Annotated in this window: 17 protein-coding genes; 14 read left to right on the forward strand and 3 right to left on the reverse strand. The window is 48.3% G+C overall.

What is annotated here, in order from left to right:
* Nucleotides 1-2: 2 nt before the first annotated feature.
* Genes HMPREF0999_RS12525 through HMPREF0999_RS12540 form a run of 4 tightly spaced genes read left to right on the forward strand, consistent with a single transcriptional unit; the run spans nt 3 to nt 3,888 of the window.
* Entirely contained in the window at nt 3-848 is an 846-nt protein-coding gene (locus tag HMPREF0999_RS12525; protein WP_008771907.1) for a prephenate dehydratase, read from the forward strand.
* Nucleotides 823-2,001 carry a pyridoxal phosphate-dependent aminotransferase gene (locus HMPREF0999_RS12530; protein ID WP_008780461.1) on the forward strand — a complete coding sequence of 393 codons (1,179 nt, stop codon included), beginning with the start codon at nt 823-825 and terminating at the stop codon, nt 1,999-2,001. The genes HMPREF0999_RS12525 and HMPREF0999_RS12530 overlap by 26 nt, the downstream gene beginning before the upstream one ends.
* 34 nt (nt 2,002-2,035) lie before the next feature.
* Nucleotides 2,036-3,106 carry a bifunctional 3-deoxy-7-phosphoheptulonate synthase/chorismate mutase type II gene (locus HMPREF0999_RS12535; RefSeq protein WP_009276063.1) on the forward strand — a complete coding sequence of 357 codons (1,071 nt, stop codon included), beginning with the start codon at nt 2,036-2,038 and terminating at the stop codon, nt 3,104-3,106.
* A gap of 8 nt (nt 3,107-3,114) precedes the next feature.
* The gene (locus HMPREF0999_RS12540; RefSeq protein ID WP_005856360.1) at nt 3,115-3,888 is read left to right on the forward strand and encodes a prephenate dehydrogenase; all 774 of its coding nucleotides are present in this window, start codon (nt 3,115-3,117) and stop codon (nt 3,886-3,888) included.
* Between the two features lie 22 nt (nt 3,889-3,910).
* Here the strand turns inward: HMPREF0999_RS12540 and HMPREF0999_RS12545 are convergent, their stop codons facing one another.
* Nucleotides 3,911-5,290, reverse strand: a complete 1,380-nt coding sequence (locus HMPREF0999_RS12545) for an MATE family efflux transporter (RefSeq protein WP_009276064.1) — start codon at nt 5,288-5,290, stop codon at nt 3,911-3,913.
* An 85-nt stretch (nt 5,291-5,375) separates the two neighbouring features.
* Complete coding sequence (locus HMPREF0999_RS12550; protein ID WP_010182830.1) at nt 5,376-5,939, reverse strand: Crp/Fnr family transcriptional regulator; 564 nt, start codon at nt 5,937-5,939, stop codon at nt 5,376-5,378.
* 319 nt (nt 5,940-6,258) lie between these two features.
* Here HMPREF0999_RS12550 and HMPREF0999_RS12555 point away from each other — a divergent pair, with 319 nt between their 5' ends.
* Nucleotides 6,259-7,605 carry an MATE family efflux transporter gene (locus tag HMPREF0999_RS12555; RefSeq protein WP_009276065.1) on the forward strand — a complete coding sequence of 449 codons (1,347 nt, stop codon included), beginning with the start codon at nt 6,259-6,261 and terminating at the stop codon, nt 7,603-7,605.
* Between the two features lie 5 nt (nt 7,606-7,610).
* Here HMPREF0999_RS12555 and HMPREF0999_RS12560 read toward each other — a convergent pair whose 3' ends face one another.
* Nucleotides 7,611-9,008, reverse strand: coding sequence for an MFS transporter (locus HMPREF0999_RS12560; protein ID WP_009276066.1), 1,398 nt, complete (start codon nt 9,006-9,008; stop codon nt 7,611-7,613).
* 86 nt (nt 9,009-9,094) lie between these two features.
* Here HMPREF0999_RS12560 and HMPREF0999_RS12565 point away from each other — a divergent pair, with 86 nt between their 5' ends.
* From HMPREF0999_RS12565 to HMPREF0999_RS12595, 9 genes are all read left to right on the forward strand, one after another.
* Nucleotides 9,095-10,444 (forward strand): sigma-54-dependent transcriptional regulator, encoded by a 1,350-nt coding sequence (locus HMPREF0999_RS12565; RefSeq protein WP_009276067.1) that lies wholly within the window; start codon nt 9,095-9,097, stop codon nt 10,442-10,444.
* Complete coding sequence (locus tag HMPREF0999_RS12570; protein WP_009276068.1) at nt 10,434-11,753, forward strand: sensor histidine kinase; 1,320 nt, start codon at nt 10,434-10,436, stop codon at nt 11,751-11,753. Before HMPREF0999_RS12565 ends, HMPREF0999_RS12570 begins: the two co-directional genes overlap by 11 nt.
* Before the next feature lie 348 nt (nt 11,754-12,101).
* Complete coding sequence (locus HMPREF0999_RS12575; RefSeq protein WP_009276069.1) at nt 12,102-13,355, forward strand: Nramp family divalent metal transporter; 1,254 nt, start codon at nt 12,102-12,104, stop codon at nt 13,353-13,355.
* A 52-nt stretch (nt 13,356-13,407) separates the two neighbouring features.
* A complete protein-coding gene (locus HMPREF0999_RS12580; RefSeq protein ID WP_008778287.1) occupies nt 13,408-15,147 on the forward strand; it encodes a glutamine--tRNA ligase/YqeY domain fusion protein in 1,740 nt (579 codons plus the stop codon).
* A gap of 10 nt (nt 15,148-15,157) precedes the next feature.
* Nucleotides 15,158-16,615 (forward strand): tetratricopeptide repeat protein, encoded by a 1,458-nt coding sequence (locus HMPREF0999_RS12585; RefSeq protein ID WP_009276070.1) that lies wholly within the window; start codon nt 15,158-15,160, stop codon nt 16,613-16,615.
* Nucleotides 16,616-16,632: 17 nt separating this feature from the next.
* Nucleotides 16,633-17,550: a DUF368 domain-containing protein gene (locus HMPREF0999_RS12590; protein ID WP_009276071.1), complete on the forward strand. Its 918-nt coding sequence runs from the start codon at nt 16,633-16,635 to the stop codon at nt 17,548-17,550.
* Between the two features lie 128 nt (nt 17,551-17,678).
* On the forward strand, nt 17,679-17,780 hold the full coding sequence (locus tag HMPREF0999_RS23165) for a helix-turn-helix domain-containing protein (RefSeq protein WP_226766767.1): 102 nt from the start codon (nt 17,679-17,681) through the stop codon (nt 17,778-17,780).
* 65 nt (nt 17,781-17,845) lie between these two features.
* On the forward strand, nt 17,846-18,073 hold the full coding sequence (locus tag HMPREF0999_RS21970) for a ferredoxin family protein (RefSeq protein ID WP_005856324.1): 228 nt from the start codon (nt 17,846-17,848) through the stop codon (nt 18,071-18,073).
* A gap of 14 nt (nt 18,074-18,087) precedes the next feature.
* Nucleotides 18,088-19,167, forward strand: coding sequence for a 3-methyl-2-oxobutanoate dehydrogenase subunit VorB (locus tag HMPREF0999_RS12595; protein ID WP_005856322.1), 1,080 nt, complete (start codon nt 18,088-18,090; stop codon nt 19,165-19,167).
* Nucleotides 19,168-19,169 lie beyond the last annotated feature (2 nt).

Raw genomic sequence — 19,169 nt, forward strand, 5'->3', positions numbered from 1 at the left:
AGATGAAAAAGAAAGTAGCAATACAGGGAATAGCCGGTTCGTATCACGACATCGCCGCCCGTAATTATCATGAAGGTGAAGAAATAGAAATCATCCCTTGCAATACGTTTCGGGATGTTATCACGACGATCAAGAAAGACCCTTCCGTACTGGGCATGATGGCCATCGAGAATACGATAGCGGGAAGCCTCCTTCAAAACCATGAGCTGATCCGTGAAAGCGGGCTGAGCGTCACCGGCGAGTATAAGCTACGTATCTCCCATTCCTTGGTAGCGCTTCCGGGAACCTCGATACACGAGGTAACAGAGGTCAACTCCCATCCGATAGCGTTGATGCAATGTACCGATTTCCTCGATACTCTGCCCAACGCCAAGGTGGTAGAGAAAGAGGATACCGCCATGAGTGCCCGGTGGATCTCGGAAAACCAACTGAAAGGACATGCGGCGATATGCGGGAAACTGGCTGCCCAGATCTACAAGATGGAAGTCCTTGCCGAGGGGATCGAAACTAACAAACGGAATTTCACCCGCTTCCTCGCTATAGCGGACCGCTGGACGGCGGATGAGATGCTTCGAGGAACCGATAAAAACAAATCCTCTCTCGTATTCGCTCTTCCCCACACCTCCGGCAGCCTTTCCAAAGTCCTCTCCGTTCTCTCTTTTTACGACATGAATCTTTCTAAAATACAGTCCTTGCCTATTATCGGGCGTGAATGGGAATACTTGTTCTACATCGATCTTACTTTCACGGATTTTACCCGTTACAAACAAGCGTTGGACGCTATCAGACCGTTAACAAAAGATTTAAAAATATTAGGCGAATATGCAGAAGGAAGACAAAGTGTGTAATATTACACCCGCTAACCGTGTAGGTAGCGTACAGGAATACTACTTCTCCAAGAAATTGAAGGAAGTAGCCGAGATGAATGCCGCAGGCAAGAACGTCATCAACCTTGGCGTGGGCAGCCCCGACCTTCCACCTTCGGAACAGACCATCGAGACGTTGTGTGAACATGCCCGTAAAGCGAACGAGCACGGTTATCAGCCGTACGTGGGCATACCGGAACTGCGTAAGGGATTCGCCGACTGGTACAAGACGTGGTATAACGTAGACTTGGACCCGAAAACAGAGATCCAGCCGCTCATCGGCTCCAAAGAAGGTATCTTGCATATCTCGCTGGCATTCTTGAATCCGGGGGATGGCGTACTGGTTCCGAACCCGGGATATCCGACATATAGTTCCGTCAGCAAACTGGTAGAGGCCCGTTTGATCCCTTACGAGCTGAAAGAGGAACTGGGATGGCAACCGGATTTCGAGGAACTGGAGAAAATGGATCTCTCCAACGTAAAGCTGATGTGGACCAATTACCCGAATATGCCCACAGGGGCGAACGCTAGCGTAGAGCTATACGAGAAACTGGTGGCCTTCGGCCGGAAGCACGGTATTATTATATGTAATGATAACCCCTATAGCTTCATCTTGAACGAGCATCCGCTAAGTATCTTAAGCATACCGGGAGCCAAAGAGATCTGTATCGAGATGAACTCCATGAGTAAGGCTCATAATATGCCGGGTTGGCGTATGGCGATGCTGGCTTCCAACGCCCAATTCGTCCAATGGATACTGAAGGTAAAAAGCAATATCGACTCCGGGCAGTTCAAGCCGATGCAATATGCGGCGGTAGAGGCCCTGAGCGCAAAGAAAGAATGGTACGATAACATGAATCGTGTCTACCGTAGCCGCCGGGACCTTGCCGGACAAATCATGCGTACCTTGGGATGCGAGTACGACGAGAACCAAGTAGGTATGTTCCTTTGGGGACGTATCCCCGACTCCGCCGAGAGCGGCGAGGCAATCGCCAACAAGGTGCTATACGAGGCAAACGTATTCCTTACGCCGGGATTCATCTTCGGTAGCCGTGGCGAGCGTTATATCCGTATCTCCCTTTGCTGCAAGAACGAGACTTTAGAAGAAGCCTTGAAGAGAATTGAGAATTTATAACTGAAAATTGAAAATTAAAATATAGATCACAAAGATGGAAATGAAGATTGAACCGTTAGCATTACCGGGAGTTGACACACAACGTCCTATCGTAATCGCAGGCCCTTGTAGCGCCGAGACAGAAGAGCAAGTGTTAGAAACAGCCCAAGGATTAGCCTCCAGAGGCGTTAAGATATTCCGCGCGGGTATTTGGAAGCCTCGTACGAAACCGGGTGGATTCGAGGGGATCGGAGCCGAGGGATTGGCTTGGTTGAAGAAAGTGAAAAAAGAGACCGGTATGCTGGTATCTACCGAGGTAGCGACTAAAGATCATGTATTCGAGGCATTGAAAGCCGGTATCGATATCCTTTGGATCGGAGCACGTACGACGGTAAATCCATTCGCTGTCCAAGAGATCGCCGATGCGTTAAAAGGGGTTGATGTACCTGTATTGATCAAGAACCCGGTTAACCCGGACTTGGAGTTGTGGATCGGAGCGTTCGAGCGTTTGTACGGAGCGGGCATTCATCGTTTGGGTGCTATCCATAGAGGTTTCAGCTCATACGACAAGAAGATCTACCGTAACCTTCCGTTGTGGCATATTCCTATCGAGCTTCGCCGCCGTATGCCGGACCTGCCTATTTTCTGTGATCCTAGTCACATTGGTGGTAAGCGTGAGCTGGTAGCCCCACTTTGCCAGCAAGCGATGGACTTGAGTTTCAACGGATTGATCGTAGAGTCTCACTGTAACCCGGATTGCGCATGGAGCGACGCTTCCCAGCAAATCACCCCGGATGTATTGGACTACGTATTGAACCTATTGGTGATCCGTGACGTAAACCAGACTACCGAGAACCTGACCGCTCTTCGCCGCCAGATCGATGGTATCGACGAGCAATTATTGGAGCTTTTAGCTAAACGTATGCGTATCTCCAAGGAGATCGGCGTTTATAAGAAAGAGCACAATATGCCGATCTTGCAGTCTCCCCGCTACAGCGAGATCTTAGAGAAGCGCTCCAGCATGGGTGAGCAAATGGACCTGAGCCCGGACTTTGTAAAGGAGATCTTGAAGGAGATCCATGAGGAATCCGTGCGCCAGCAAATGATTATCATGAACGAACAATAATTTATAAGATGAAAATATTGATTTTAGGCGCAGGAAAGATGGGTTCTTTCTTCACCGACCTGCTTAGTTTTGATCATGAGGTAGCCGTATTGGAGAAAGATCCGAAACGTATGCGTTTTATCTATAACGCCCTTCGCCTACAAAGCCCGGAAGAGGTTAAGGATTTCAATCCCGAGTTGGTCATCAACTGCGTGACGTTAAGTTACACGATAGAGGCTTTCAAGGCCGTGATGCCTTACTTGCAACCGTATTGTATCATTTCCGATATCGCTTCCGTGAAGACTTATTTGAAGGAGTTTTATGAGACATGCGGTTTCCCGTATGTTTCCACTCACCCGATGTTCGGACCGACATTCGCCAATCTGGGGCAACTGGAGAAAGAGAATACGATTATTATCTCCGAGGGCGATCATCTGGGCAAGATATTCTTCAAGGATATTTATTCCAGCCTCCGCCTGCATATCTGCGAATACACGTTCGAGGAGCACGATAAAGTGGTAGCCTACTCACTAGGTATCCCTTTCGCCTCCACTATGGTATTTGCCGCTACGATGAAGCATCAGGACGCTCCGGGTACGACGTTCAAACGCCATATGAAAATCGCCCGCGGCCTTTTGTCCGAGGACGATTTTCTATTGACCGAGATCCTTTTCAACCCCCGTACCCCTCGCCAAATCGAGCGGATACAAGAGGAATTGCATATCTTGCAAGAAATCATCAAGGATAAGGATTCCGAGAAGATGAAAGAGTATCTGACGAAGATACGGAAGAATATCGAATAAGAAATTAAGAAGGTTGTGCTGATTAATTTTTCAGCACGACCTCTTTTAAAAGTTCTCTCCTTACCAACATAAAGGAGATAAATAACGTACACAACTCCGCCACCGGTACATTATACCAAATACTTTGGATGCCGAATAAAGAAGGATAAACGATAATACCAAAGGTTACGAATACCAAGCTACGCAGCATAGAGATAACAACTGACAGCTTAGCGTTGCCGATAGCCGTGAAATAACTGGAGGCCAATATATTCAGCCCACTCATCAAGAAGGTGAAGCAATAAATCGTTATGCCGTAATTAGCGATCGCCAAAGCGTCCAAAGCCTCTCCTCCCTTAAAGAAAAAGGACGTGATCTGTTGCCCGAAAAAGAATAAGATGGCGAATAACGTTATACCTATCATAAAATTAACACGCCCTGCTAATCTCAGCACTTTCTCGATCCGGTCCAATCTTCCCGCCCCGAAATTATAACTGATAATCGGTATAATTCCATCGGATATCCCTAAGAATACCGTGGTGGCGATAAACAAGATATAGTTAATCGCCGTAAAGGCGGCGACTCCATCCTCTCCTAAATATCGCATCATCGTTATATTGAACAAAAAAATTGTGATTCCGGCAGATAGCTCGGATATTCCTTCCGAAGAGCCATTGTATAACGCATTCCAGACCAAAGGCCAACGGAAACGTCCTCTTTGTACCGCTACGACTTGCCCTCGCTGGAACATCCGGGGAATATTGAACAGCGCTCCCAAGGTAAAGGCCAAACCTGTAGCCAATCCCGCCCCCTTAATCCCTAAACCCATTACCGGGATAAACAAAAGATCCAGACCGATATTAATCAACACCGTACTTCCCATTACGATCATGGCATAAAGCGGATGCCCCATCGCCTTAATCATATAATCTCCTAAGAACATCAATGATAATAAAGGGAAAAACGGGACAAGGGAACGAATATAATCCACGGCTCCCGTAACCAATACGTCATTCGCACCTAACATACGGGCAATATCTCCGGCGAATATATAAATCAACCCGCTAATCAAAACGGATATTCCTCCAAGAAACAAGAACGAGGTAGTTATAGCGTTATTCGCCTCTTGCCGATCCGAACGTCCGAGGTTTATACCGATCAAGGTCTGGCACCCTACTCCTATCACGATAGACAAAGCCGTCATCAAACTATAGCAAGGTAAGATCAGATTCACGCTGGCCAAAGCGTTCGCCTCGACAAACCGCCCTAATATCACACCATCAATCACCGACTGAATCCCGAGGAATAATAGGCCGGCTACTCCCGGTATCGTATATTTCAGAAATAGTCTTGAAATCTTTTGGGTTAGTAAACCACGCTCCAACTCTTGGCGATGGATCGCCTTTTCTCCACTCATTTTCATATTATCCACTTCACGTTTTTAACGACGCGAAGATATGGCTATTGAAAACAAGAAAAATTACCCTATGATAAATAATGACTTTTCCCTATTTTTTTACGGAAGCACGGATACGGCTCAATGACTGTGGGGTTATCTGTAAATAGGAGGCGATATGTTTCAAGGGTAGTTTCAAGATCAAGTCCGGACGGGTTTTCAGCAATGACTCATATTGTTCACGAGCTTCCATCCAACTATCGTTTATAAAATAGTTCTCATATTCCCGAAGATAGTAATCTTGTATTTTCAACCCCCAATTGGCCAACTCAAGGGAGCTCCGGCATAGGTAATCCAATTTCGTTTTCGGTATTCTCAATAATGTCGTATTCTCCACCATTTGAACATTATAGGCGGAGATATCCCGATAAACAAAATTGATCACCTCGCTATCCGAGGCGAACCATAACGAGATATCTTTCCCCTCACGCTCCACGAAAGCCCGGACCAATCCGGTTTTCACGAACCAAACAAACGGATCTCTTTCTCCCTCCCGAATCGATAATTCTCCCTTAGCAAAAGAAACCTCTTTCATTTCTTCCAACAGCTGCCCCACGATCTCATCTGATAAAGGAGACACCTGCCTTAATTGTTCTACGAACTGATCCATAATCATTCATTTATCTTATATCCGTAAAGATATAAAAAAAGTGCGATCCCAAAAACAAAGGTAATTTTGAAGGTTTGCGGATTCCAGTGATTTTACGTAATTTTGCGCCGCTAAATCTAAGAAGAGGTATGAGCTGTAAATTCGAATATTATTTTTTTACGACTAAAAGTATCTTGTTCGTCCATTGGACTACGAGAGGTTCTACCGTATCCGCACCCTATTCCTTCTAATTTATCTTTACATTTTCATTTAGAACAACTCTATCGTATATCCGGCATATACGATCAAGGATTTTTACACCATCATTAATAACAGAACAATACATATGTACAATAGAATAGCGGGTTACAAACAATATTATAAATCCTTAGTAATGCTAGGGGTACCTATCATCATCGGACAATTGGGGGCTATCATCACCGGATTGGCAGACACCATCATGGTGGGACAACACAGTACGGAGGAACTAGCGGCGGCATCGTTCGTCAATAATGTAATAAACGCATTTATCATAATGGGAACCGGATTCTCCTATAATCTTACCCCGCTGATCGGACAGAATTTAGCGATGAATAAAAAGATCGTGATCGGAGGCTGGCTCAAAAACAGTCTGGTTGCCAATATGACTACCACCTTATTATTGATAGCCGTCTTACTGGGGATTTACCTAAACCTAGACTCTTTAGGCCAACCCGAAGAACTCTTGCCATTGATAAGACCTTATTTCGCAGTCTCATTAGTCTCGATCATATTCGTAATGCTTTATAATTCATTCCGTCAATTCGTGGAAGGCATAGCCAACCCATCCATATCCATGTGGGTCCTATTGACAGGGAATCTGCTGAATATCATCGGCAACTATATCCTCATTTACGGAAAATGCGGAATGCCGGAACTCGGACTGCTCGGGGCAGGTATAAGCACCTTTATCTCGCGTATCATCATGCTATTGCTTTTCATCGCCGTATTCATGCTGCGAACCGACTATAAGCCTTACCGGAAAGGTTTCACTCATATTCGTATCAATAAGCAGAGTTGGAGAAGGCTGAATTCCATAGGCTGGCCGATCAGTCTGCAACAAGGCTTGGAAGCGGGAACATTCTGCGTCACCGCCATCATGGTGGGTTGGCTGGGTAGCCTTGAGCTTGCCGCCCATCAAATAGCCATTACCATATCAACGATCAGTTTTACCATCTATTTAGGTCTTGGAGCCGCCGTAGCGATTCGTACCAGTTATTATAAAGGGGCGAACGACTGGTATATGGTGCGTAAGATCACCATTGCCGGGCTTCATCTGGGGCTTATTGTCGTTTGTATTGTCTGCACCACCTTATTCATGACCCAATCCGGGCTTGGATTGATATTTACGGATAATCTTCATGTCAACGCAATCGTGAAGACACTACTCCCCATATTGATGCTCTATCAAATAGGCGACAGCGCACAAATCATTTTAGCGAACTCCTTACGAGGGCTAGCCGACGTGAAAGCGATTATGTGGATCTCGTTTCTCGCTTATTTCATCATAGCCATACCTGCCGGATATCTATTGGGATTCACGTTCCATTGGGGTATCGCCGGGATTTGGATGGCTTACCCATTAGGCTTCTTATGCTCCGTATGCCTGCTGGGATACCGGGCGAAAATGCAGGTAAAATCGCATCTCGCCTAATCCGATCAAGCCTTACGATTGATCCGGGAGAAACTAATAACCGCCCCGATCAAGGCCAACACACTTCCCAGCCATAACGCCGCGGGCATGCTATGGCCGGGAAATAACTTAAACATCAAGGCTACCAGCGAAGCCCCGCAAGTTTGTCCCAGCAAACGGGCCGTACCCAACATACCACTAGCCCCTCCACTCCTACTTTCCGGAGCGGCCCCGATCATGAGGCTATTGTTAGGAGTCTGGAACAACCCGAAGCCACAACCACAAAGCGCCATGCGCCAGATAATATCCAGATCGGAAGGATGCGCCGGTAATTCCGCCAACGAGAACAACCCTCCCGAGAAGATAATCAACCCGATACCACTCAAGACCCCGGCATTCATTTTCTCCGACAAGATCCCGGCCAAAGGGGCGCACACCATTGTCGCCAAAGGCCAAGGAGTCAATAATAAGCCGGTCGCCACCTCATCGCGTCCCAGTACCCGCTGCAAGAAAAACGGGAAAGAGACCATAGCCAGCATCTGAGCGATGAAAGAAAACACAGACGTAATGATAGAAAGGGTAAAAAGAGGAATACGCAGCAAGTCTATCGGCAATAATGGATAGGCCTGCCGTTTCTCTCTCCGGACATAGAAATACCCACAGAACAATACGATAACAATCGCCGCTACTATCAATGAGATATGTACATCATGCGTGAACGCCTCGATAATCGCTATCACCAAACCGAATGTCAATGCGTTCATGAGTGCCGCCGTAACATCAAACTTACGTCCGACAGCCTTCACCGGATTTTGCGGCAAGAACTTAAAGCTCAATATCAAAGCGGTAATACCTATCGGGATATTTATAGCGAACAACCAAGGCCAGTTCCCCACGGACAATATACCAGCGGCTATCGTAGGACCAGCGGCGGCCGATACGGATACCACCAAGGCATTAATCCCCATACCTCGCCCCAGAAAACGTTTGGGATAAATAATACGGATCAAGGCCGTATTCACGCTCGCTATGGCAGCGGCGCCAAAACCTTGTAGCGTACGGGCGATAATCAGCGTAAACAAGGAATCGGATAAAGCGCAGGCCAAAGAGGTACAGCTAAATAACAGCAACCCGATCGTATACACCTTCCGATACCCCCAGATCTCTCCCATCGACGATAACGACAGCAAAGAAATCGTGATCGCCAACTGATAAGCGTTCACCACCCATATAGAAGCAGACGGACTCGTATGGAGATCGCCGGCAATCGTAGGTAAAGCCACGTTTGCGATCGCCCCATCCAACACCGACACGGTAACACCAAGCCCAATCGCTAGGATCGCCCAATAACGGCTAGGGATTGGCAAGCCATCCGGGATATTCCCTCCCGTCTGACCATTTATATTCGTTATTTCTTTATCCATACGGTATATGAAACAGAAATAGGATGTATCTGGTTTAGGAAGTATCGACCAGATCGAGTATCTTTGCCCGTATAAATGGACATGACATGGCAAAACAAGGCACTATACTAGTTGTGGATGATAATAAAGGTATCCTGACCGCCGTACAAATGCTGTTAGGAACTTGCTTCGAGAAGGTTATCACCATCTCTACCCCGAACAAGATAAAAAACACGCTGCACGACGAGAACGTGGATGTCGTATTGCTCGACATGAATTTCAGCGCCGGTATAAACAGCGGCAACGAGGGGTTGTTCTGGCTCTCCGAGATCAAGAAGGCTTATCCCTCGATACAAGTCGTTCTCTTTACCGCCTACGCCGACATCGATCTGGCGGTACGAGGAATCAAGGAAGGGGCTACCGATTTCGTGGTAAAGCCTTGGGACAACGCTAAATTATTGGAAACCTTGCAAGCCGCTTACCAAATCCGCTCGGCCAATCATAAAGGCGGTGTCGGCAACAAGCAGTTGGTATCCAAGGAAAGCGGTATGTTTTGGGGAGACAGCAACGCCATGCAGCAACTACGGATGCTGATAGAGAAAGTAGCCAAGACAGACGCCAATATATTAATCACGGGAGAGAACGGAACCGGTAAGGAAATGCTGGCCCGGGAAATACACCTGCTATCCCCCCGCAAGGATGAGGCCATGGTACCGGTGGATATGGGCGCTATCACGGAGACGCTGTTCGAGAGCGAGCTGTTCGGACACGTAAAAGGGGCCTTCACCGACGCCCGGACGGATCGCCCCGGTAAGTTCGAGGTAGCGAACAACGGAAGCTTGTTCCTCGACGAGATCGGTAACCTGTCTTATCATCTGCAAGCCAAATTACTGACCGCCTTGCAACGCCGGAGCATCGTACGGGTAGGTAGCAATACCCCGATCCCCATCAATATCCGCCTGATCTGCGCCACGAACCGGGACTTGCAGGAGATGGTACAGAAAGAGCAATTCCGCGAGGACTTGCTGTATCGTATCAATACGATACACGTAGAGATCCCGCCCTTGAGGGAGCGGCCGGAGGATATCGTACCGCTTGCTGAGATATTCATCACGAAATATACCAATATCTACGGTAAAAAGCCCATGGCCCTCACCGACGACGCCAAGGAAAAGCTGAAAGCCCAACCTTGGCTGGGTAATATCCGCGAACTGGAACATACCGTGGAGAAAGCGATTATCATTGCCGATGGTGATACTTTAGATGGCAGCAATTTCGATTTCCCTCGTAAGCGGGAGGCGCCCGTCAAGAATGACATCACTACGCTCGAGGAAATGGAGTATACTATGATCAAGGCCGCCATGGATAAATTTGGCGGTAATCTCTCGCTCGTGGCGAACCAGTTGGGTATCTCACGGCAAACGCTTTATAATAAGATCAAGCGGTATGAACTTTAAAGGCATTTATTACAGCCTCACCTTCCGCCTCGCCCTCGCTATCGGGCTGACGGCGGCACTCACCTACCAGGCCTTGGAGAAAGAATGGGGATGGTTCCTGTTCTTAGGCATCGGATGGCTGGCTGCCTTGCGGGGCATCAGCCTTTTGTTCAAGCGGAACGCGCAAAAGGTAGCCTTCATGTTCGACGCGATCGACAATAGCGATTACGCCTTCAAGTACGCTACCCGGGGGCGCTCCTCCAACGACAAGCTGGTTAGCGAGTCCTTAAACCGCATCACCCAAATACTTTTTCAAGCGAAAGCCGAGGCGATCCAGAAAGAGAAATATTACGAGTTGATCATGAACCAAGTGAATACGGGTATCATCGTAGAAGATGATAAGGGCAATATTTTCCAGACCAACAACGAGGCCTTGCGACTGCTGGGATTGACGGTCTTTACCCATGCCCGCCAGCTCGGACGTATCGACGAGAATCTAGAGCGCCTCATCAGCGACGTTCGTCCCGGCGAGAAACATCAGATCTCTTTTATCAACGAGCGGGGCACGGTACATCTCTCGGTCCGTGTCTCCGAGATGACGCTCCAAGAGAAACACGTCCGCATCATTGCGATCAATGATATCAACAGCGAGCTGGACGATAAGGAGATCGAGTCATGGATACGACTGACACGGGTCTTGACCCATGAGATCATGAACTCCGTCACCCCTATCACCTCCTTGAGCGACACCTTGCTTTCCCTCCACCAGAATGTCGACGAGGAGATACGGGGCGGCTTGGAGGTAATCAGCTCTACCGGAAAGAGCTTGATCGCGTTCGTCGAGTCGTACCGTAAGTTTACACATATACCGACGCCTCAGCCCTCTTTATTCTACGTCAATAAGTTCGCCGAACGGCTCACGCGGTTGGCCCGCCACCACAATAACTACCCGAACATAACCATTCGTATCGACGTGGAACCGGAGGACTTGATCGTCTACGCCGACGAGAACCTGATCACGCAAGTAGTCTTGAACCTCTTGAAGAACGCCATGCAAGCGATCGGGCACGAGCAAGAAAACGGCCTTATCTTGTTCAAGGCGTATTGCGACCCCAACGAGGCCGTTATCCTAGAAGTGACGAACAACGGCCCCATCATCCCCCCCGAGGAAGCCGAGCATATATTCGTGCCGTTCTTCACCACGAAAGAAGGTGGAAGCGGTATCGGGCTGTCCATCTCACGACAGATCATGCGCTTGTCCGGCGGCAGCATCGCATTGAGAAGCAACCCGGCCCAGCGGCAGACCACCTTCGTGTTGACATTCCCGTAGCTCGTTTACCGTATCCGCATAAACGCGGACACGCGGCCGGGCGGATACGCGGACACACAAGCCCGGATACACGGGCGCGACCGTACGGGTACGACCGCATATCCGTACAGCTGCCCATCCGTATCCGAGTAGCTACATCTTTGTATCCGGGCAGCTACATCTTTGTATCCGAGTAGCTACATCTTTGCAGCCGTACGGATACGGACGGACAGCCGGGCAGCTACAAGAGGACAGCCGTACGGATACCCGCCATCGGCCGTACGAACGTATTTCCGGCCACCGTTGGGTAACAACGAAACTATTCGTATCTTTACGCTGTTTTTTTAATTTAAAAGTATCTATACAAACATGAACTTACTAGACAAACTGAAGATCAACCACCGCCCCCGTTCCGGGGCATTGGATTTACTAAAATATATCGGCCCCGGATTACTTGTCACCGTAGGCTTTATCGATCCCGGAAACTGGGCGACGAATCTCGCGGCAGGCTCCGAGTTCGGCTACGCCCTCCTGTGGGTCGTCACCTTCTCGTCCGTCATGCTGATCATTATCCAGCACAACGTGGCCCACCTCGGTATCGTGACCGGCCTCTGCCTCTCGGAGGCGACCAACAAATACATGCCACGCGTGCTAAGCCGCCCGATCCTAGGATCGGCCATGCTCGCCAGCATATCCACCTCCCTCGCCGAGATACTCGGTGGAGCCATCGCCCTCCGGATGTTGTTCGGTATGCCGATCAAGGCGGGAGCGGTGATCGTCACCATCGTATGCCTCGCCATGCTATTCAGTAATACATATAGTAAGACCGAACGCTGGATCATCACGTTCGTGTCCATTATCGGGCTCTCGTTCCTATACGAGCTGGCGTTGGTCGACGTAGACTGGGGGCAGGCCGTGGTAGGCTGGGTGAAACCCACCTTCCCCGAGAACTCCATGCTGATCATCATGAGCGTACTGGGAGCCGTCGTGATGCCTCACAACCTGTTCCTGCACTCGGAGGTGATACAGAGCCGGGAATGGAACCTAGAGGACGAGTCGGTCATCAAGAAACAACTGAAGTACGAGTTCTACGACACGCTCCTGTCCATGGTGATCGGCTGGGCGATCAACTCGGCAATGATCATCTTGGCCGCCTCTACCTTCTTCAAGCAAAACATCGCCGTAGACGAGCTGGACCAAGCGCAACAGTTATTGGTACCCCTCGTAGGAAATAACGCCGGGGTGATTTTCGCCGCCGCCCTATTACTGGCGGGTATCTCCTCGACCATCACATCCGGTATCGCCGGGGCTTCCATCTTCGCCGGATTCTATGGCGAGGCGTACAATCATACCGACCTGCACTCAAAGCTGGGAGTCCTGCTATCGTTCGTCCCCGCCTTGGCCATCATCTTCCTGATCGGCGATCCGTTCAAGGGATTGATCCTGTCGCAGATGTTGTTGAGCGTGCAATTGCCAATCACGGTCTTCACGCAAGTGTACCTCACTTCCAGCAAGAAGGTCATGGGTGTCTACGCGAACAGCCGCTCTACGACCATCCTCCTCTTGCTGTTGGGAACGATGGTAACCGTCCTAAATATAGCCCTGCTCATCAGCCTATTTTAAAAAGAAATCGCTACCTTTGCCCCATTCGAAGAAAAACTATCAATTTTTAAGTATGAGCGATATCAATACAAACGAAGAAGAAGGCAAGAAGAACCTGAATTTCATTGAGGCAGCCGTAGAGAAAGATTTAGCGGAAGGCAAGAACGGAGGACGTGTACAAACCCGTTTCCCGCCCGAGCCCAACGGATACCTTCACATCGGCCACGCGAAGGCCATTTGCCTAGATTTCGGCATCGCTGAACGCCATGGCGGTATCTGCAACCTCCGTTTCGACGACACGAACCCGACGAAGGAGGATGAGGAATACGTGGAGGCGATCAAGGAGGATATCCAATGGCTGGGATATCAGTGGGGAAATATTTATTACGCGTCCGACTACTTCCAGCAATTGTGGGATTTCGCGATCCGCCTCATCGAGGAAGGTAAAGCATATATTGACGAGCAGACATCCGAACAAATAGCCCAGCAAAAGGGCACGCCTACACAACCGGGCATCGAGAGCCCGTATCGCAACCGTCCGATCGAGGAAAGCTTAGCTCTCTTCAAGAAGATGAACACGGGTGAGATAGCGGAAGGTGCCATGGTACTTCGCGCGAAGATAGACATGGCAAACCCGAACATGCACTTCCGCGATCCGATCATCTATCGGGTGGTTAACCATCCGCACCATCGTACGGGCACGACGTGGAAAGCGTATCCGATGTACGACTTCGCCCACGGACAGAGCGATTTCTTCGAGGGCGTAACGCATTCCTTGTGTACCTTGGAGTTTGTCGTACACCGTCCTCTGTATGATTTGTTTATCGACTGGCTGAAGGAAGGCGAGGACTTGAACGACAACCGCCCCCGACAGACTGAGTTCAACAAATTGAACCTAAGCTACACGCTGATGAGCAAGCGTAACCTGCTTACATTGGTAAAAGAGAACTTGGTAAACGGCTGGGATGACCCCCGTATGCCGACCATCTGCGGTTTCCGCCGCCGGGGTTACTCTCCGGAGTCTATCCGTAAGTTCATCGACAAGATCGGTTATACGACTTACGACGCCCTGAACGAGTTCGCCTTGCTGGAAAGCGCCGTACGCGAGGATCTGAATGCCCGCGCCATCCGTGTATCCGCCGTGATCAATCCGGTGAAACTGATTATCACCAACTATCCGGAAGGACAGGTCGAGGAGCTGGAAGCGATCAATAACCCGGAAGATCCGGAAGCCGGCAGCCATACGATCGAGTTCAGCCGTGAGTTGTGGATGGAACGTGAGGACTTCATGGAAGACGCCCCCAAGAAATATTTCCGGATGACACCGGGACAGGAAGTTCGTCTGAAGAACGCTTATATCGTAAAATGTACGGGCTGCAAGAAAGACGAGAACGGTGAGATTACCGAGGTATATTGCGAATACGATCCGAATACCCGCAGCGGTATGCCGGACGCTAACCGTAAAGTAAAAGGTACCTTGCACTGGGTAAGCTGCGCCCATTGCCAAAAAGCGGAAGTACGCTTATACGACCGCCTTTGGAAGGTGGAGAACCCTAGAGACGAATTGGCCGCTATCCGGGAGGAGAAGAATTGCTCCCCGCTAGAGGCCATGAAGGAAATCATCAACCCGAACTCCTTGGAGATCCGGAAAAACTGTTACGTAGAGAAGTTCGTGGCTACCTTGCCCAAGCTTTCCTACCTTCAATTCCAGCGTATCGGCTATTTCAACATAGATAGCGAATCCACCCCCGACAACTTGGTATTCAACCGTACCGTAGGACTAAAGGACACGTGGAGCAAGATTAATAAATAAAGAATAGTAAATGAAAAAAGACGATATCTCACGCTTGTTACAACATTATCTTTCAGCGAAGGAAGAGGGTAAGGAGCCTTATTTCGACGCTGATCAAATCGATGAAATGTTGGACAGCTTTGAAGATTCGAACGATTATACTTACTTTGATGAAGTCTTAGCCCTCGGGCTAAAGCTTCATCCCGGTAATTCCGCCTTGCAAATCAAGAAAGGCAGGCAATTCGCGTATAACGAGGATTATGAGAGCGCTCTCGCTCTGCTCGAGAATATAGCGGAGACTGATAACCAAGATCTGGATATGTTAAAAATGGAATGCTATTGCTCGCTCAACCAATATCCCAAGGTTCTGGAGATCACGGAAGAGTTGATCACTAGGGATTGTGACTATTTGGAGGAAGTCTTCGAGTACATCTCCCCCATCCTGAATGATTTAGACATGAACAAAGAGGCCCGCGATTTCGTGGACCGTGGCTTGGCTTTATTTCCGGATAACTTGATCCTTAAGAATGAGCTTTGCTACATCCTCGAGACGGAAGGAGACATTCCCCGGGCGATCGAGTTATGTAATGAGCTAATCGATAAGAATCCTTTCTCATACGAGTATTGGTTTACGCTGGGAAGGCTACATTCCATGGTTGGCGATTACGAGAAAGCGATCGAGGCTTTCGACTTCGCCTTGACGTGTGATGATTCCGATACGGAACTGAAAATATTGAAAGCGTACTGCCTGTATATGAACGAGAGCTATGAGAAGGCGATCGAGGAATATCAAGAAATCGAGGGTGATGAGGAGGTGATGCGCCGTATCTCTCCACTCATGGCGGAATGTTATATGAAGCTGGAGCAATATGAGAAGGCTTACCAACTGCTTTCCACGATCATAAACGATCCGGATATGGAGGATGGGCCGACCAATTATATCAATTATATCCGTTGTTGTACCGAGACTGAGCGTGACAACGAGGCTTCCATCATGTTATTCAAGGCGGCGCAATTGTATCCGAACAATGTCCGTCTCCTTTCTCTTTTAGCGCTTTGCTTGCTTGATAGCGGGAAAAAGGAGGAGGCTATCGCTATTACGAATAAGATATTCAAGATCATCGATAAGAAAAGTATCAATCCGGAAACTCAAGAAGAATGCAACAGCCTGCTTCATGCCGGACAATATTTGCTTTCTAAGGGAGATGTAGATAAAGCGATCTCTTATTACAAGAAAGTCCTTCAAATCAACCCGAAGACTCCAATGATTCATATCCATTTGGCTATGGCTTATCTGGATAACCGTGATATGGAAAATTTCATGGAGCATATCGGCCAAATATCCGGAGATGATCTTCTTTATTTGCTTCGTAAAGTGGGGCCAGAAGTATTCGCTGACTTTACCATCGATCCCGATAAAGAGAAGAAACATATCCAACCCGAGGATCTGGTAAAAGAGTTTTTAAAGAATAAAGATAACAGTAATTAGACAATTAATAATGTAATATGCCTAACAAACGAAATCTCAAGGACTACGGTTTTTTAGTATTAAAAGGTATGGGTATGGGAGCGGCGGATGTCGTTCCCGGCGTGTCGGGAGGAACGATCGCCTTTATCGTAGGTATCTACGAGGAACTGATCGACTCTATCAAAAGTATTAACGGGACGACATTGAAACAATTATTCACGGGGAAAATAGCGGCCTTCTGGAAAGGGATCAACGCTAATTTCTTGCTTTCTATCGTGGGTGGTATTGGTATTAGTATATTCTCCCTAGCGAAGATCATTACGTATCTCTTGGTGTATCATCCGATCTTGGTATGGTCTTTTTTCTTTGGTTTGGTGCTGGCCTCTACTTGGTTCGTCTCTAAGGATATCAAGCAATGGAACTGGAAGACGATCTTGAGTTTTGTTGTCGGAGCGGTGATCGCTTTTTATATCACCGTGGCGACTCCCGCCGAGACTCCGAGTAATTTACTCTTTATCTTCCTCTGTGGGGCGATCGCCATTTGCGCCATGATCTTGCCGGGTATCTCGGGTAGCTTTATCTTAGTGTTGCTCGGAAAATACTTCTATATCATGGAGGCGGTCAAGACGTTTAACGTTCCCGTTATGTTGGTGTTTATAGCGGGTGCGGCTATTGGTATCACGACGTTCTCCCGCGTGTTGTCATTCGCCCTTCGTAAATTCCATGATATAACGATCGCCGTATTGGCCGGATTCATGTTGGGTTCGCTTAACAAGGTATGGCCTTGGAAAGAAACGATCGAGACCTATGTGGATAGCCATGGCATGACCAAGCCGTTGGTTGAGGCGAATATCGCTCCGAATCAGTTTGTTTGGGAGGCCGTCGGATTGATGATCTTAGGTTTCGGGATCGTATATTTCCTAGAAAAGCTCTCACAAAAAAGCACTAAGGCGTAACCCAATATTACAATGGGCATTATAAGGTGATTAGAATGCCCATTCTTATTTGCCTACATTTTATCATCGCACATCGTACTTTTCCAATAAGCGAAATCCTCTCTATACTAATAAAGTGATAAAGAAGTATCAAAAGTAACTATAACCGTACCCTAGTCGCCGAGGTGTTAAATATCAGTAGAAAGACGCTATTCAACAAAATGAAACGTTATAATCTTGGCAACGAGTAATTTTTTACTAACTTTGATGCCTCAATAGAAATGTGTTACATTTAGATTTTAAATAAACAAGTATTATGGCGAAAATAAAAGGAGCTGTTGTTGTAAACACAGAGCGCTGCAAGGGATGCAACCTTTGCGTAGTAGCCTGCCCGTCGGATGTACTGGAGTTGCACCCACGAGAAGTAAACAACAAGGGGTATCACTATGTGTACATGAAGAACCCGGACGCATGCATCGGTTGCGCTAGTTGCGGGTTAGTTTGTCCGGACGGTTGTCTAACGATCTACAAAGTAAAAATATAAAGTTATATCAAGATATGGCAGAAGATATAAAATTAATGAAGGGTAACGAGGCCATCGCCCATGCGGCTATCCGCTATGGCGTGGACGGTTACTTCGGCTATCCGATCACTCCGCAGTCGGAGATATTGGAAACCCTTATGGCAGAGATGCCGTGGGAAAAGACCGGCATGGTAGTCTTACAAGCGGAGAGCGAGGTAGCCGCTATTAATATGGTATACGGCGGAGCCGGCACTGGAAAGAAAGTGATGACCTCTTCTTCCAGTCCGGGCGTGAGCTTGAAACAAGAAGGTATCTCTTATATCGCAGGAGCGGAGCTTCCTTGTCTGATCGTGAACGTTATGCGTGGCGGTCCCGGATTAGGAACGATCCAGCCGAGTCAGGCTGATTATTTCCAGACCGTGAAAGGCGGTGGTCATGGCGATTACCGCTTGATAACCTTAGCTCCCTCTTCCGTACAGGAGATGGCGGATTTCGTAGGCCTTGGTTTTGATCTGGCTTTCAAATACAATAACCCCGCTATTATCTTGGCGGACGGTATCATCGGACAGATGATGGAGAAGGTGGTATTGCCTCCCTATCAACCCCGCCGTACCGAGGAAGAGATTATCGCTCAATGTCCTTGGGCCGTACAAGGAAAGAAGGGCGGACGCAAGGGTAACGTCATCACTTCCTTGGAGCTAGACCCGGCGAAGATGGAAGAGAACAATATCCGTTTCCAAGCGAAATATCGCAAGATCGAGGAAAACGAGGTTCGTTACGAGGAGTTCCAATGTGAGGACGCTGATTATCTATTGATCGCATTCGGTTCTTCCGCCCGTATTTGCCAGAAGGTAGTCGAGATCGCCCGTGCGGAAGGTATCAAGCTTGGCTTGTTACGCCCGATCACGTTATGGCCGTTCCCGACAAAAGTGATCGCCGCTTATGCGGATAAGGTAAAAGGTATGTTATCGGTTGAGTTGAACGCCGGACAGATGGTAGAGGACGTTCGCCTAGCTGTAAATGGTAAGGTGAAGGTAGAGCACTTTGGCCGATTGGGTGGAATCGTATTCACCCCGGATGAGGTATTGAACGCGCTGAAGGAAAAATTATTCTGATC

Source organism: Parabacteroides sp. D25 (assembly GCF_000307475.1).
GTDB lineage: Bacteria > Bacteroidota > Bacteroidia > Bacteroidales > Tannerellaceae > Parabacteroides > Parabacteroides distasonis.